The sequence below is a fragment of the Pseudomonas sp. SZ57 genome, from assembly GCF_009495975.1.
Taxonomy (GTDB): Bacteria; Pseudomonadota; Gammaproteobacteria; order Pseudomonadales; family Pseudomonadaceae; genus Aquipseudomonas; species Aquipseudomonas syringae.
On the sequence record NZ_WIBD01000003.1, the window covers coordinates 286,138 to 301,570 of the forward strand.

Sequence of the window (15,433 nt, forward strand, 5' to 3'; positions counted from 1 at the left end):
AGGCAATGCCAGGCGGGGACTGTCACGCTTCCTGATAGTTCTCGATGGACGGGCAGGCGCAGACCAGGTTGCGGTCGCCGAAGACGTTGTCGACACGACCGACCGGAGGCCAGTACTTGTTCTCGATCAGCGAATCGACCGGGTACACCGCCTGTTCGCGGCTGTAAGGATGGCTCCACTGGCCGACGATTTCGGCAGCGGTATGCGGCGCGTTTTTCAGCGGGTTGTCGTCCTTGTCCAGGGTGCCGTTTTCAACCGCGCGAATTTCTTCGCGGATCTTGATCATGGCATCGCAGAAGCGGTCCAGCTCTTCTCTGGACTCGCTCTCGGTGGGCTCGATCATCAGCGTCCCGGCGACCGGGAACGACATGGTCGGGGCATGGAAGCCGAAGTCGATCAGGCGCTTGGCCACGTCGTCGACGCTGATGCCGCTGCTGTCCTTGATCGGGCGCAGGTCGAGGATGCATTCGTGGGCGACCAGGCCGTTGCTCCCGGTGTAGAGCACAGGGTAATGCTCCTCCAGACGGCGCGAGATGTAGTTGGCGTTGAGAATCGCCAGTTGCGAAGCGCGTTTGAGGCCTTCACCGCCCATCATGCGGATGTACATCCAGGTAATGGGCAGAATGCTGGCGCTGCCGAACGGTGCTGCGCAGACTGCGCCTTCCTTGCGCTCCATGCGGGCATGGCCGGGCATGAACGGGGCGAGATGGGACTTCACGCCGATCGGGCCAACGCCCGGGCCGCCACCGCCATGGGGGATGCAGAATGTCTTGTGCAGGTTGAGGTGCGACACGTCGCCGCCGAACTTGCCCGGTGCGCAGAGACCAACCATGGCGTTCATGTTTGCGCCATCGATGTACACCTGGCCACCGTTGTCATGAACGATGCCGCAGATTTCGCGAATGCCTTCTTCGAACACGCCGTGGGTCGACGGGTAAGTGATCATGATCGCCGCAAGCTGGTCACGATGCTGAACGGCCTTGGCGCGCAGGTCTTCGATGTCGACGTTGCCGCGCGCATCACACGCGGTCACCACGACGCGCATACCGGCCATGTTGGCAGTCGCCGGGTTGGTGCCGTGCGCCGAAGAAGGGATCAGGCAGATGTCGCGATGTTCGTCGCCACGGCTCTGGTGATAGGCGCGGATCGCCAGCAGCCCGGCGTATTCGCCCTGCGAACCGGCGTTCGGTTGCAGCGAGATCGCGTCGTAACCGGTGGCGGCACAGAGCATGGCCTCCAGCTCATCGGTCAGTTGCTGGTAGCCGGCGCTTTGCTCGGCCGGGGCAAAAGGGTGCAGGTTGCCGAATTCGGCCCAGGTCACCGGGATCATTTCGCTGGCAGCGTTGAGTTTCATGGTGCACGAGCCCAGCGGAATCATGGTGCGATCCAGCGCCAGGTCCTTGTCGGCCAGCTTGCGCAGGTAGCGCATCAGCTCGGTTTCCGAGTGATAGCGGTTGAACACGGGGTGGCTGAGGATTGCTGACTGACGCAGCAGCCCGGCCGGCAGGCGTGACTGTACGCTGTCTGCCAGTGCGGCGAAGTCCGGCAGGCTCTGGCCGTCGCTGGCGAAGATTGCCCACAGCGTTTCGACGGCCGACTGCGATGTGGTCTCGTCCAGGGACAGACCCAGACGCTGGTCATCGATTTCACGCAGGTTGATGTGCCTGGCGCGTGCGGCGGCATGCAGTGCAGCGGTTCTGCCGCCAGTGTGCAGGGTCAGGCTGTCGAAGAAAAATGCCTGCTCGGCCTTCAGGCCCAGCGTGTTCAGGCCTTCGGCCAGAATCGCGGTCAGGTGGTGAACGCGCTTGGCGATCTGTGTCAGGCCGCGCGGACCATGGTAGACCGCGTACATGCTGGCGATGTTGGCCAGCAGCACCTGCGCGGTGCAGATGTTGCTGGTGGCCTTCTCGCGACGAATATGCTGCTCGCGGGTCTGCATTGCCAGGCGCAGGGCTTGCTTGCCGTGACGGTCCACCGACACACCGACCAGACGGCCCGGCATGTCACGCTTGAACGCATCGCGGGTCGAGAAGTAGGCTGCATGCGGGCCACCGAAACCCAGCGGCACACCGAAGCGCTGGGCGCTACCGATCGCCACGTCGGCGCCGAATTCGCTTGGCGGGGTCAGCAGGGTTAGGGCCAGCAGGTCGGCAGCCACGGCGACCAGAGCGTTGGCCGCGTGGAAGCGCTCGATCAGTTCGCGGTAATCGAACACGTCGCCATTGCTGGCCGGGTATTGCAGCAGCGCGCCGAAGTAATCGCTGACATCGCCCAGCTCGTGCTCGTCTGCTACGACCACGGTGATGCCCAACGGCTCGGCGCGAGTGCGCAACACATCCAGGGTCTGCGGGTGGCAATGGCTGGATGCGAAAAACTGCTGGCTAGCCTTGTTTTTGCTCAAGCGTTTGCAAAAGGTCATTGCCTCGGCGGCTGCGGTGGCTTCGTCGAGCAGAGAGGCATTGGCAATCGGCAGGCCGGTAAGGTCGCTGATCAGTGTCTGGAAATTGAGCAGTGACTCCAGGCGGCCCTGGGAAATCTCTGGCTGGTAAGGGGTGTAAGCGGTGTACCAGGCCGGGTTTTCCAGCAGGTTGCGCAGGATCGGTGCTGGCGTGTGGGTGTTGTAGTAACCCTGGCCGATGTAGGTCTTGAACAGCTGATTCTTGCTGGCGATGGCCTTGATGGACGCCAGCGCATCGGCTTCGCTCTGCCCGGCAGGCAGGTTCAGAACGCTGGTGCCCTTGATGCTTTCCGGAATGACGCTTTCGCTCAGCGCATCGATGGAATCGAAACCCAGCGTTTGCAGCATGGCCTGCTCATCGGCCGCACGCGGGCCAATGTGCCGGGCAATGAATTCGTTGGCAGTGGTCAGTTCAATACGGTCAGTCATGGCGTGCTCCTCAGGCTTCGGCGTTGGCTTTGATCAGACGGTCGTAGGCGTCCTGATCCAGCAGGCCGTGAATGGCGTTGGCGTCTTGTGGGATGAAGCGAAAGAACCAGCCCGCACCGAGTGCATCTTCATTGACCAGCTCTGGCGTGGCGTCGAGGGCGGAATTGACCTCGACGACTTCACCGTCCAGCGGCATGTTGATGCTGCTGGCGGCTTTCACCGATTCCACCACCGATACTTCAGCGTGTTGAGTGTAGGCCTGTAATTCCGGGAGCTGCACGAAGACCACATCGCCCAGCGATTCCTGCGCGTAGGGCGTAATGCCGACCGTCACGCTGCCGTCGGTTTCGGCACGCAGCCATTCGTGGTCAACGGTGAATCGCAAATCGCTCATACAAACTCCTCGGAGAACAGGGCTCGCGCAGCACGCGAGCAATATGAGTTATGGCTTAGCAATTTAGCGGCCATGTTTTATTTTTATAATAAAATCAATGAGTTGAATAATTTTTGGCTGGGCCTGTCGATTTAGGGTGTAGCGAAATCGCTACAGTCTTCAGGCATTTGAAAATACCTGACTGATCAAGGCCTTGATACGCAGGGAGGGAGGTGTTTTGGAGCGAAATCGTTACAGTGGAGCGTTTTCGTTACGGCAGCGTTGAATGATTGCATCCAACCAGCATTGGCTATCACCGCTGAACACAGCGCTAGCGCGTCGGCAGTTAGCCGACGCGGCTTTCCGGTGAGCGTAAAAACGTCTCGAGCTCTTCAAGCGGTAATGGCTTGCTGATCAGATAGCCCTGAATTTGATCGCAATGGTTTTCACGAAGGAACGCCAGTTGCTCCGGGGTTTCCACACCCTCTGCAATCACCTGCAGGTCGAGGCTGTGAGCCAGCTCGATGATGGCTCTGGCGATGGCCGCGTCCTGCGGGTTGCTGGTCACTTCGCGAATGAACGCGATGTCGATTTTAAGCTTGTCGATAGGGAAGCGGCGCAGGTACGCCAGGCTTGAATAACCGGTGCCGAAATCGTCGATGGAAATACTCACGCGATTGGCCCGCAGTGCCCCCAGAGTGGCGATGGTGTGCGCGGTGTTTTCCATCAACGAACTTTCTGTCAGCTCGACCTCAAGCCACTGCGGCGCAACATTGTGTTTTTCCAGTGCCTGGCGGATGTCGGCGACCAGGCTGCTATTGGAAATCTGTTGCCCTGAAATGTTGACCGCGACCTGAAACGAGCCTAACCCGGAGCGTTGCCAGCGCGCGATCTGGGCGCAGACACTGTCGACGACCCAGTTGCCGACTTCACCGATCAGGCCGAGGCTTTCCAGTACGGGGACAAATACCGCAGGCGAAATGCCTGGATGGCCAGGGCGTGGCCAGCGCAACAGCGCCTCAAGCCCGCATATGCGGTCATTGTTCAGGTCCAGCTTGGGTTGGTAGACGATTTCGAAGGCCTGGCTGCGCACCGCTTCGCGCAGCGCGGTCTCAAGGTCCAGGCGTGCCGAAACGTCGGCGTTCATCTGCGGGGTATAGAACCGGTAGTTGTCCGGGCCGATCTTTCGGGCGCTGTTCATGGCGGTGTAGGCGTGTCTGATCAGCTCGCGCGAGTCTTCGCCGTCCTCCGGGTACAGGGCAATGCCGATGCTGGCGGTCATGACCAGGCTCTGACCTTCTATGTGGAAGGGCACTCGCAATGCATTGCGGATGCGATCGAGCGTCTTCCGGGTATCCGCCTGGCCGTCTCGCAGCATCAGAATCAGGGCGAACTGATCGCCGTCCACGCGGCCAAGGGTGTCACTGGCATTCAGGCAGCTGGACAGTCGGCGGCTGACTTCCAGCAGCACCTCATCACCCAGCACATGCCCCCAGGTTTCGTTGATGTTCTTGAAACCGTCGAGATTGACCGTCAATGCCGCCAGCTTCCAGCGGCTGATCGCCGCTTGGGTCATGCCCATTTGCAGGCTGGTAAAAAACAGATCCCGGTTGGGCAGGCCGGTCAGCGTGTCGTAGTGGGCCATGGTCAGCAGGCGCTGGTCGCTTTCCTTGCGCCGGGTGATGTCGCGCACGATACCGACGATGACCCAGTCCTCGCCGGTCCGGTAGGCCTGGCGATGGATTTCGACCTCGACATCCCGCCCGCTCTTGTCGCGAATCTGGGTTTCCAGGGGCTCACTGGGGCCTTTGCCGGCAATGATCCGGTCGTACACGACCTCAAGCTGCTCCATGGACGTTTCGCCCAGTTCGGCAGGCGTCTTGTGCGACAGTTCTTCTGCGGTGTAGCCCAGCAACTGGCAGGCCCGGCGGTTGAATTCGATCAGGCTCATGGTATTGCGGTTGATCAGAAAGATTGCGTCTTCGGAAGCGTCCATCACTGTGCGAAAACGCTCGAGATCGATGGTGCGCTGCTGCAATTGATCTTCGAGGATCAGGCTGTGGCTTTTCAGGTAGTCGCCGAACGCCTTGAGACGCAGCAGATTACGCACGCGCAGCCACAGTTCGGCGCTGTCCACAGGCTTGTTGAGGTATTCCTCGGCGCCCGCTTCCAGTCCTGAAAGACGCGAGCTTTGGTCGTCGAGTGCCGAGAGCATGATGATCGGTATATTGGCTGTGCCCTTTTTGGCCTTGAGCTGACTGGCGACCTCATAGCCGTCCATGCCCGGCATCATGATGTCCAGCAGGATCAGGTCGGGTGCCTGTCGTTTGATCATGGCCAGCGCCAGCTCGCCTGATTCCGCCGTCAGTGTCCGATAACCCTGGTTCTGCAAGAGTACCTCCAGCAGGTCCCGGACATGGACGTCGTCATCGATAATCAGGATGGTCGCGGCGCTCTGGGTCATATCGAATGCTCAGGTAATGGGCTGTTGAGGCAGATTTTTTTCCAGCAGTGTGTCGATGACCCGGTACAACTCCTTGTAGCGCAACGGCTTGATGACATAAGCGTTGCAGCCCGCCAGGCGGATCTTCTCCTTGTCTTCCTTCATGGCCATCGCGGTCAGTGCAATCACCGGGATCGCAGCTGTGCCGGCATCTTTCTTCAACAGCGATGTGGCGGTCAGGCCGTCCATCTCCGGCAGATGGATATCCATCAGGATCAGGTCGGGCTGACGCTCGCGAGCCAGTTTCAGACCGCTTTCGGCATCGACGGCCGACAGCACGGCGTGCCCGGCGCTGGTCAGCAACAGCTCTGCCAGACGCATGTTCGCCGCATTGTCTTCAATGATCAGGATCTGGGCCATCGCGCCTCCGCTGATTCAGTTGGGCGGACGGGCAGCCAGACCACGAAGCGTGCGCCGAGGTCCTTCACGCTGGCCACTGCGACGCAGCCGCCGTGCAGTTCGCTGAGCTGCTTGACCATCGCCAGACCCAGTCCGGTGCCTTCGAATTTGCGTGCCAGGCCGCTGTCGATCTGGCTGAACGCCTTGAACAGCTTGTTCATGTCGCTCTGGGCGATGCCGATTCCGGTGTCGCTGACACTCAGTTCGAGAAACTGCTCACAGTCACCGGGCGGAAGCGCAAACCCGTAGGTCGGCCAGTCACCGTCGATAAGACCTGCCTGGGACGCCGGCACCAGACGCACCGCCAGCGTTACCCAGCCACCGGGCTCGCTGAATTTCACGGCGTTGGCCAGCAGGTTGTAGACGATCTGTTTGGTCTTGCGCCGATCGAGCTCAAGCTCACCGAATTCGGCCTCTGTTTCCAGCTTCAACTGAATGTGTTGCAGGGCGGCTTGCTCGCGCACGATCAGCAGGCTGTTGCTCAGCAGTTCGTCCAGATCGACCGACTCGAGCTCCAGCGTCATCATGCCGGCCTCGACCTTGGACAGGTCGAGGATGTCATTGATCAGCGACAGCAGGTGCTGGCCGCTGTTAAAGATATCGCCTATGTAGCGTCGCTGGGCATCGGTCATGTCGCCGACCATGCCGTCCTTGAGTGCCTCGGAGAAGCCGATCACGGCGTTCAGCGGCGTGCGCAGCTCGTGGGACATGGTGGCAAGAAACTCGGACTTCATGTGGCTGGCGTGTTCCAGCTCGATATTCTTTTCTTCCAGCGTCCGCTCGAAACGCTTGCGCTCGGTTACATCGCGGGCTGCGGCGAAGACCCCCTTGAGCTTGCGGTCACGGTCATGAAAGGTCGCAGCGTTGTAGGACACCACGGTTTCAGTGCCGTCATAGGCGCGCACGGTGAGTTCGTAGTCACTGACCTTGTGCTCGCTGAGCACGCGCTTGATCGCGGCATCGGCACTCGCCGGGTCAGTGAAGAAATTCTTGCAGGGCGCACCGATCAACTCATCGCGGGTGCGTCCGGTCAGGGCCATCATCTGCTTGTTGACGTCGGAAATGATGCCTTGCGGATCAGTCATCATCAGTGCATCGATGTTCGATTCGATCAGCGAACGGGTATAGAACTGTTGGTCCCGCAAGCGCTGATCGAGCAAGGCCTGAGCCTCTTCTTCCTGCTTGCGCGCCGTGTTGTCGGTGCCGATCAGCAGATAACCGATGATGGTTTCGGCGCTGTCGCGCAGTGACGTGACCGAGACCATGGCCGACAAGCGGCTGCCGTCCTTGCGGATGTAGGTCAGTTCGTAAATGTCTTCGATGCCGCGCGAAGCCTTGAACACCAGCGCCTCGAAGCCAGGCGTGATGGGCGTGTTGAGTTCATGGCTGAGGGCTGCCGCGCGGATGATGAGTTCGGCAGGGTCAGAGATGTCCGCAGGTGTGATTTTGTCGACCACGTCCTCGGAGTGATAACCGAGCATGCGTTCGGCGCCGACATTGAATATCTGGATAACGCCGTGTTCGTCGGTTGCGATGCTTGAGAAGTAAGCGCTGTTGAAAATTGCATCCTGCAGTGCGCCGGTCTTGAGGAGGATTTTCTGACGGCGAGATTCGACGATTTTTTCAGCGCGAGACTGAGCGTCGACAAGCGGGCGGTCCACTGGCGAGGTTGGCATATGACTTCCCGGTACTACCTGACCTTTTTGCCATTACGGCCGTAATCACACTACGGACATCCATTCAAATGGATGATAAGAGGTTCATGGACGATACCAGATCGTTATCGGCAAACTAGTTATTAAATGAACCCTTTCGGAATATATTTTCGATAAACGACTTCAATCGACTAACGCTTGCCTGGAATTCCATATTTTCGCAGGCGATGAGCGATGGCGGTGTGCGAAGTATGCAGGCGATTGGCCAGTTGGCGGGTGGAAGGATAGTCCGCGTAAAGCTTTTCCAGCAGATTCCGCTCGAAGGCTTCGACGGCATGTTCGAGGCTGTCGATCGAGCTGTCGTTCTGACGCGCCACTGCGGTGCCCGCGATATCCAGGTCGCCTATATCCACTTGAGTGTGTTCGCAGATGGCGGCCGCGCGAAAAATCACGTTTTGCAATTGCCGCACATTGCCTGGCCAGCGGTTGCCGAGCAGGGCAGGGTAGGTGCCGGGTGCAAGCCTGCAGACCGGGCGCTGAATTTGTGCACACGCCTGCTCCATGAAGTATCGGGCCAGCAACAGAATGTCCTGACCGCGCTCGCGCAACGGCGGAACCTCCAGATTGAGGACATTGAGGCGGTAGAACAGGTCTTCGCGGAAGGTGCCTTCGCTGACCATCTTTTCCAGGTCGCGGTGGGTGGCGCTGAGAATGCGCACATTGACCCGTACTTCGCGATCGCCACCGACGCGGCGGAAGCTGCCATCGTTTAGGAAACGCAGCAGTTTGGCCTGCAGATAGGGTGACATTTCGCCGATTTCATCGAGGAATACGGTGCCTTGGTTGGCCAGTTCCATCAGCCCCGGTTTGCCGCCGCGTTGCGCTCCGGTAAAGGCCCCCGGGGCATAGCCGAACAGTTCGCTTTCGGCGAGGTTTTCCGGCAGTGCTGCGCAGTTCAGGGCCAGGAACGGTTCGCCGTGGCGGGCGCTGCTGGCGTGACAGGCACGGGCGACCAACTCTTTGCCAGTGCCGGTTTCGCCCTGTATCAGCAGTGGGGCGTCCAGCGCCGCCACCCGCTGCGCCCGCGCCTTGAGGGTGCGGATGGCGGCCGAGTCGCCGAGCAGGGCGTCGAAACCTTCTGCGTGATCATGGTGCAATGCCGACAGGCGTTCGCCGATTCGGCTGGGCAGGTACAGGGTAATCAGCGCGCCGGCTTCGGTGATTGGCGTGGCATCCAGCAGCAGCGCTTCACCGTTCAGGGTGATCTCGCGCAGCGGCAGGCGAAAGCCGTTTTCCAGCAATGCGACGTGCAGGCTGGGGTCGCTGAACAGCTCACCGATGGACTCGCCCGCAGGCTCCCGGCCAATCAGCGCGATGAGTGCCGGGTTGGCCAGCAGCACATGTCCGGCGCTGTCGAGTGCCAGCACCGGGTCGGTCATGGCGGCGAGCAACGCGTCCAGCTGCAGGTGGCGCCGCTGACCCGGAAGGATATCGACCACGGTGATCGCTTCTACACCGCGGACCCGAAACAGCGCGTCCTTGAGCTCTTCGAGCATTTGCGGGCTGAGGGTCGGCGCATCGATGTACACGTTGGGCGGCACCATCTCCACCGCATCCAGATTCAGATTGCGCCCACCCAGAATCGCCAGCACTTCCTGGGTGATACCGACGCGGTCGATGAAGCTGACATGGATGCGCATGAGGCGTTGACGGTTCGCGGATGAGAAGGCGGCAAGTATGCCTTGTGGCGGCAGGTTTGGTGAAATCCGCTGGTGTACGTCCGAGCCTCGTTCCTCACGCTCCTGCACACACCTTTCGTTCCTCACGCTCCAGCGTGGGAATGCTCTTTGTGACGCTCTGCGTCATGGATTTACGCCATTCCGCTCATTCTGGAGAGGACGCAGAGCGTCCAGAACGGCATACCCACGCAGAGCATGGGCACAATGGTGTTCTTGCGCGCACCTATCGTTCCTCACGCTCCAGCGTGGGAATGCCGTTCGTGACGCTCCGCGTCATGGATTCGCGCCGCCCCGCCCACTCAGGAGAGGACGCAGAGCGTCCAGAACGGCATACCCACGCAGAGCATGGGCACGATGGTGTTTTCCGATGCCTCATTCTTCCCGCTACTGCACGATAGTGTTCTTGCGCGCGCCTATCGTTCCTCACGCTCCAGCGTGGGAATGCCGTTCGTGACGCTCCGCGTCATGGATTCGCGCCGCCCCGCCCACTCAGGAGAGGACGCAGAGCGTCCAGTACGGCGTGATCACGATGGCGTTCTCCGGCCTCGACAGCGCTGGCTTACTCCAGATGCTCCTGCTTCACCGGGTCGCCTGACTTGGCTTGGAGTTTGTCGCGAATGTCCTTGAACATTAGGTCGTAGTCCTCGTGCTTGGCGATGGGCAGTGCGGCCGAGTTGGGCAAGCCGTGCCTTATTGCGATGCGACTCGCGTCGTGCGCGAAGTTGAAGGCGAGGTCACGGGGCAACTGGAATTGCTCTTCGAACGGCTTGCCATTGATTGCGCCCTGCATGGTGAAATGCATGGACGTGCCTTGCTTGGGGTCTTCCTCCACGTTGTAGCGCAAGTGGATGTCATAGCTGATATCCGACGGTTGAAGCGCCACGTGGGTGAGGTGCAGATGGCCTGGCTCGTACATGAAGTGACTCCATCAAGGGGTGAGTGTGCTCAGTCAGACACTGACCGCGACAGGACGGTTCAGCTTTGCGCAGGGTGCCGCGCGCCGCATGCCTGCGCTCAACGGTCGATCTTGTCCGGTTCCGGCCTCGACCAGATCCATAGATTGCCCAGCGCCATCCCCGTGAGTGCAAGGTACAGCCACCAGGCATGGCCGATGAGGCTCAGCATCACCACGGCACAGACAAGCATGCTGAGGGTGGCGCTGATCTTGGCCTTGCGGGCGACCAGTCGGCCGTTACGCCAGTTGTACAGTATTGGCCCGAACACGCGGTGGTTTTCCAGCCAGGCGTTCAGCCGCGGCGAACTGCGTGTTGCCGCCCAGGCGGCCAGCAGAATGAACTCGGTGGTTGGCAGGCCGGGAACGAAGATCGCAACAATGCCTATGCCCAACGCGGTATAGGCGAGGATGCCGTATAAAAGGCGTGAAAGTCTTGAGCCGGGTGGTTTGTACGTCATGGTCTCTACAGGCAGGTTCGGGGAGCCCGGCCAGCTTAACAGCACCGGGCGCTTTTTCATGCCTGTGCCAGTTCTGTGACGGGAGCATGGGCGTAGGCGTGCTGCAGCAACACGTTGAAACGCTCGAATGCGGCGATGGCGCCGCGATCGAGCTCTGCTTCCTGTTCGGCGCTCAGTGGCAGTTCATCAAGCGTCCGGACAAAGGCTTTCCAGCCGGCAGCCCGGCCCCCGGCAGGTTCACCCAAATGTCGCGCGCCGAAGCTGTCGCTCAGGTTCAAGGCTTGGGCACGTTTGATCAGGAATGCTGCACCGAGCTTGGAACCCTCGGAGACGAACAGCCAGCCGAGCGCTTCTGCGCTGCTCGGTTTTTGCACTGCACCCGCCACTGGCAGGGGAAGGTCGATGTTCAGATCGGCAAGGTCTGCCCTGACCTGTTCGGCCCGGCAGCGTGCCGGCAGGTCGCCGATGATCGCCTGAAGCGCAGGGTCGCCGTACAGGTGTTGCAGTTCTGCCTGAAACAGGTACTGGGCAACTACGAAGCGCGAATAGCTGGCCAGGGTGTCAAACGGCGCATGGGCCTTGACCGCCTTGTCGAGCTGTTCGTGCGGCGCGTGGGTAATCTGGCTCAGGCGTTGCGAACGCAGAGTCGGTCGGTTCTGATCAAGGGGCATCGTAGTCTTCCTTGTTGAAAAAGGGCTTGTTGAATAGACGAATAGCCAGGCCTGAAAGCGTAAAAAAGCCTGCCGTTCGATGATTCAACGGCGGGCTTTCAGAGGCGCTCGGGCTCAGATGTCCCACACCACGTTGACGCTGAAATTGCGTCCCGGCTGGGTCAGGCGATCGAGGTTGGCGGGTGCGGTTACGCCGGCTTCTCCCACGCCGTCGTAGCCGCGCACATCGTCCCAGCGCCAGTATTTTTTATCGGTCAGGTTGTACAGGCCTGCGTTGACGGTCACGTCATCACTGACCTTGTAGTAGCCGGTCAGGTCCAGAATGCCGAAGCCCGGTGTTCTGAACTGACTGGAGGTGCCATCCGGCGTGTGGAAGTTGCTGTCATCCACTCGGTTCTTGCGCTTGACCAGGGTCCAGCTCAACAGACCGCCATAGTGATCGCGGTCATAACCCAACCCCACGACTCCGGTCAGCGGGTTGACGCTGTTGAGCGGCTCGCCCGTGTCGTCGTTGCGGCCGTGCAGATAGGCGACGGAGGCCTGGCTGTAGAGGCCGTTCGGCGCACCCAGGCTGTCGAGGTTCAGACGGCCTTTGAGTTCGGCGCCTTTGAGGGTGGCGTGCCGGATGTTGTTGGACTGGAACGTGAGTTCGCTGTAGCCGGGTGTGATGGCGTCCTCGTTGATGAAGTCGCGGTACTTGTTGTAGAACACCGCGATGTCGAACGAGCCGGATTCGAAGCGACCGCGCAGCCCGGTTTCGTAACTTTTGCTCGTTTCGGGCTTCAGGTTCGGATTGGGCTCGACCACGTACCCGGCCGTCGGGTTTTCGAAGCGTCCGTAAAGTGACTTGGCCGAAGGCGTGCGGAAGCCCTCGGCATACTGGCCGTACCACGTGTAGGCATCGCTGAGTGCGTAAGTCACGCCCAGCTTGGGCGACAGGCGATGCCAGGTTCGCGTTTCATCGTTCGCCTGGCTTGGGTCGGTCAGGCTGACCGACCTGAGGAATTGCGAGGTGAATGTCGGATCAAGCCGGGTGTGGTCGTAACGCACACCGGGCAGGAAGGTCCAGTCATTCCAGCTGATCTGATCCTGCGCGAACAACGCGTAGCTGGTGATGGTCGGGTCGGGGAAATCACTCGTTGCGGCCAGCCGGTCGCTCGGACTGTCTGCACCGACGGCGCGGCAGGAGCCGAAGACTCGCGCACAAGTGCCGCTGCCGCTGCGCAATCCGGTGACTTTCTGGCGCTTGATCGTTGTGCCGTAGGTCAGCACGTGGTCGGTGCTGGCAACGGAGAATGCCTTGTCCAGCTGGGCATCGAACACCCACTGCTTTTCCTGATACTGCGTGTCGCGTTCACGAATGACATCGCGGGAGAACGGAAAGTAACGTTCCCGAGTGCTCTGATCGGTTTTCGCGATCTGATAGTTCAGGCTCCACTTGACGTTGTCGACCAGCAGGCTGTCGAGGGCGAAGCTGTTTTCGATCCCGAAGCGCTCGCGGGTGATGGTGTCGTTACCCTCGCGCGACTGATACATCCCCAGACCGCTGCCGTTGGCGAATGGCCCGCCGACTGCGCTTTTCAGATTGCTGTCGCGGTCGTCCTTGTACTTTTCATAGGCCAGCGCCAGACGCGAACCGTCGCCGTAGTTCCAGCCCAGTTTGCCCAGCACGTTGGTGCTGCGCGCATCCTCAGGGTTGGCTTGCGTACGGCTCAAACCGGTACCGGCGGTGCTGCCATAGGATTCGGTTTCATGGCCATTGCGCTGGCTGAGGTGCAGCAAGCCGTCGAATTCGCCCTGACGGCCTGCGACCGTGGCCGAGTTGAGCCAGCTTTGGTCTGCCGAGCTGTAGCCGGTTTTCAAACGTGCGCCGACATCCTTGCCGGGCTTGATGATGTCATCCGGGTCCAGTGTGTAGTAACTGACCACGCCACCAATGGCGCTGCTGCCGTAGAGGGCCGAAGCGGGACCGCGGAGGATTTCCACGCGCTTGACGATCTCCGGGTCGACATAGTTGCGGTGAGTTTGCGCATAAGGGCCGGTAAAAAAGCTGTCGGGCACCTCGACGCCGTCGACCTGAGTCAGGATCCGGTTGCCGTCGATACCGCGAATGTTATAGCCGGTTGTGCCCGCACGCTGGCCTGCGCCGCCCACCGTAACCCCCGGCTCGTAGCGCACCAGATCGCGGATCGTGTTGATGTTGTCGCGGTCCAGTTCCTCACGGGTATGTACGCTGACAGTGCTCGGCACTGAGGTGACATCCTGGGCCTGGCGTGTGGCGCTGACAGTGATCTGATCCAGCGCCATGACGCCAGCGGTGGGGGCGCGCTTTTCCAGCACGACGCTGTTATTGCCCAGATTGCGGTAGCTCAGCGAGCTGCCGGAAAGCATGCTGTCCAGCGCCTGCGCGGCGCTCAGTTCACCGCTGGCCCCCGGGGAGATGACGTTTTGGGCCAGGCCCGCCGACATGCCCACCTGCCAGCCGGTCACGCGGCTGAACTCGTTCAGCGCCGACACCAGAGGTTGCTGACTGATCGAGAACGGGTAGGTGCCCGCCGGGCGGGCCGCATGTGTACTTTCACTGGCAGCACTGGCGTTTGCCACTTGCAGACTGGCGCCCAGTACCGCAATCGTCAGGAGAGAAAGCGTAAGCCTTGCGCGTTGTCGGGCGACAGGCGTGAACGTGGATGACATCGGTAGCGCTCCCTGGGGTGTTGCTCGTCATAGTGTTTACAAGCTGCTTCAAAATGAGAATCAGTTGCATTGGCTATGACTAGACGAACGGGCAGTCGCTATCGAGTAAAAAAACTTTCCTTCAGTTGAGAATCACCAGCGCGGGCATTTCATGAAGGCTTGCCGACGTGATCTGCGCCAGCGAACGCACCACGTCGAGCGGGTTGTCCAGGCGGTAGTTGCCGGTGACGGCAACACGGTCCAGTTGTGCATTGGTGCTGACGATCCAGCCTGGATAGTAACGGCGCAGCTCAGCCAGTACGTCGCTCAGCGGGGATTTGTCGAAGATCAGTCGGCCCTGCACCCAGGCCAGGTCCCGGACCGGGTCAAGCTTTTCGCGCTGCCCAAACCCGTCAGGCCCCACGCGAACGCTGTCTCCAGCGCCCAGACTGAGGCTGGAGTCACCATGGGTGGCATGCACGTCGACAGCGCCGCGTTGCACGTGTACCTGCGCGACACCGTTCAGATAGCGCACCGAAAACGCGGTGCTGTTGGCGCTCATGCGTACCGGACCGGCTTCGATTTCCAATGGCAGCCCTGGCTTCGGCGTGACGTCGAAGAAGGCTTCCCCCTGATACAAGCGGGCAGAGCGCTGTTTTTCCCCGACCTGACTGGAGAACGCCGAATCAGTATTGAGCAGCACCTTCGAGCCGTCCGTCAGTTCCAGGCGCTGGCGTTCACCGACGACCGTCAGATGATCGGCCTGCAGGCGCAAGGGCAGATTGCTGAAGCTGAACAGCCCCAACAGCAGCACCGCTGCAGTGGCCAGAGGTTTCCAGTGGGGACGGGCACGCTGCCATGCCGAGCGCTTGCGCGGTGGTGCGATGTTTTCGGCTGCGTGCCGAACCGGCTGCGAGCTCCAGAGCGTCCGGGCTTTCTCGAATGCGCGGGCATGTTCAGGGTCGGCATTCAGCCATTCCTGAAAACGCGCCTGGTGTGCATCGTCTGCGCCTTCCAGTTCGATCAGCCAGGTCAGGGCCTGATCCATTGCAGCGTTGCTCAACACGTCCTGCGCGATCGCGTGCGGGCGTTCTGTTTTCGGGGCCACGATGTTCCTCGG

The 15,433-nt window shown here is 60.6% G+C and carries 11 protein-coding genes; all 11 read right to left on the reverse strand.

The features are described 5' to 3' along the window. Positions 1-22 precede the first annotated feature (22 nt). Complete coding sequence (gene gcvP, locus GE543_RS04960) at positions 23-2,887, reverse strand: aminomethyl-transferring glycine dehydrogenase (protein WP_153220928.1); 2,865 nt, start codon at positions 2,885-2,887, stop codon at positions 23-25. Positions 2,888-2,897: 10 nt separating this feature from the next. Further along, positions 2,898-3,281, reverse strand: coding sequence for a glycine cleavage system protein GcvH (gcvH, locus tag GE543_RS04965; RefSeq protein WP_003316893.1), 384 nt, complete (start codon positions 3,279-3,281; stop codon positions 2,898-2,900). 325 nt (positions 3,282-3,606) lie between these two features. After that, the gene (locus GE543_RS04970; protein WP_046236833.1) at positions 3,607-5,724 is read right to left on the reverse strand and encodes a bifunctional diguanylate cyclase/phosphodiesterase; all 2,118 of its coding nucleotides are present in this window, start codon (positions 5,722-5,724) and stop codon (positions 3,607-3,609) included. 9 nt (positions 5,725-5,733) lie between these two features. After that, positions 5,734-6,123 carry a response regulator gene (locus GE543_RS04975; RefSeq protein ID WP_003314036.1) on the reverse strand — a complete coding sequence of 130 codons (390 nt, stop codon included), beginning with the start codon at positions 6,121-6,123 and terminating at the stop codon, positions 5,734-5,736. Beyond that, on the reverse strand, positions 6,108-7,838 hold the full coding sequence (locus GE543_RS04980; RefSeq protein WP_046269514.1) for a PAS domain-containing sensor histidine kinase: 1,731 nt from the start codon (positions 7,836-7,838) through the stop codon (positions 6,108-6,110). The genes GE543_RS04975 and GE543_RS04980 overlap by 16 nt, the downstream gene beginning before the upstream one ends. Before the next feature lie 170 nt (positions 7,839-8,008). Continuing rightward, positions 8,009-9,517 (reverse strand): sigma-54-dependent transcriptional regulator, encoded by a 1,509-nt coding sequence (locus GE543_RS04985; protein WP_003408932.1) that lies wholly within the window; start codon positions 9,515-9,517, stop codon positions 8,009-8,011. Positions 9,518-10,115: 598 nt separating this feature from the next. Continuing rightward, positions 10,116-10,472 carry a DUF5064 family protein gene (locus GE543_RS04995; protein ID WP_153220929.1) on the reverse strand — a complete coding sequence of 119 codons (357 nt, stop codon included), beginning with the start codon at positions 10,470-10,472 and terminating at the stop codon, positions 10,116-10,118. Positions 10,473-10,570: 98 nt separating this feature from the next. Then, entirely contained in the window at positions 10,571-11,029 is a 459-nt protein-coding gene (locus GE543_RS05000) for a YbaN family protein (RefSeq protein ID WP_003341801.1), read from the reverse strand. After that, positions 11,026-11,640 (reverse strand): biliverdin-producing heme oxygenase, encoded by a 615-nt coding sequence (locus GE543_RS05005; protein WP_153220930.1) that lies wholly within the window; start codon positions 11,638-11,640, stop codon positions 11,026-11,028. The genes GE543_RS05000 and GE543_RS05005 overlap by 4 nt, the downstream gene beginning before the upstream one ends. Before the next feature lie 114 nt (positions 11,641-11,754). Then, positions 11,755-14,334 (reverse strand): TonB-dependent receptor, encoded by a 2,580-nt coding sequence (locus GE543_RS05010; RefSeq protein WP_153220931.1) that lies wholly within the window; start codon positions 14,332-14,334, stop codon positions 11,755-11,757. A gap of 121 nt (positions 14,335-14,455) precedes the next feature. After that, positions 14,456-15,421, reverse strand: coding sequence for a FecR domain-containing protein (locus tag GE543_RS05015; RefSeq protein ID WP_371927093.1), 966 nt, complete (start codon positions 15,419-15,421; stop codon positions 14,456-14,458). Between the last annotated feature and the right edge of the window lie 12 nt (positions 15,422-15,433).

What these genes read in the sequence shown, in the direction of transcription:
- GE543_RS04975 (WP_003314036.1), bottom strand. Translation starts at nt 6,123, where the DNA reads ATGGCCCAGATCCTGATCATTGAAGACAATGCGGCGAACATGCGTCTG.
- gcvH (WP_003316893.1), bottom strand. Translation starts at nt 3,281, where the DNA reads ATGAGCGATTTGCGATTCACCGTTGACCACGAATGGCTGCGTGCCGAA.
- GE543_RS04970 (WP_046236833.1), bottom strand. Translation starts at nt 5,724, where the DNA reads ATGACCCAGAGCGCCGCGACCATCCTGATTATCGATGACGACGTCCAT.
- GE543_RS04985 (WP_003408932.1), bottom strand. Translation starts at nt 9,517, where the DNA reads ATGCGCATCCATGTCAGCTTCATCGACCGCGTCGGTATCACCCAGGAA.
- gcvP (WP_153220928.1), bottom strand. Translation starts at nt 2,887, where the DNA reads ATGACTGACCGTATTGAACTGACCACTGCCAACGAATTCATTGCCCGG.
- GE543_RS04995 (WP_153220929.1), bottom strand. Translation starts at nt 10,472, where the DNA reads ATGTACGAGCCAGGCCATCTGCACCTCACCCACGTGGCGCTTCAACCG.
- GE543_RS05005 (WP_153220930.1), bottom strand. Translation starts at nt 11,640, where the DNA reads ATGCCCCTTGATCAGAACCGACCGACTCTGCGTTCGCAACGCCTGAGC.
- GE543_RS04980 (WP_046269514.1), bottom strand. Translation starts at nt 7,838, where the DNA reads ATGCCAACCTCGCCAGTGGACCGCCCGCTTGTCGACGCTCAGTCTCGC.
- GE543_RS05000 (WP_003341801.1), bottom strand. Translation starts at nt 11,029, where the DNA reads ATGAAAAAGCGCCCGGTGCTGTTAAGCTGGCCGGGCTCCCCGAACCTG.
- GE543_RS05010 (WP_153220931.1), bottom strand. Translation starts at nt 14,334, where the DNA reads ATGTCATCCACGTTCACGCCTGTCGCCCGACAACGCGCAAGGCTTACG.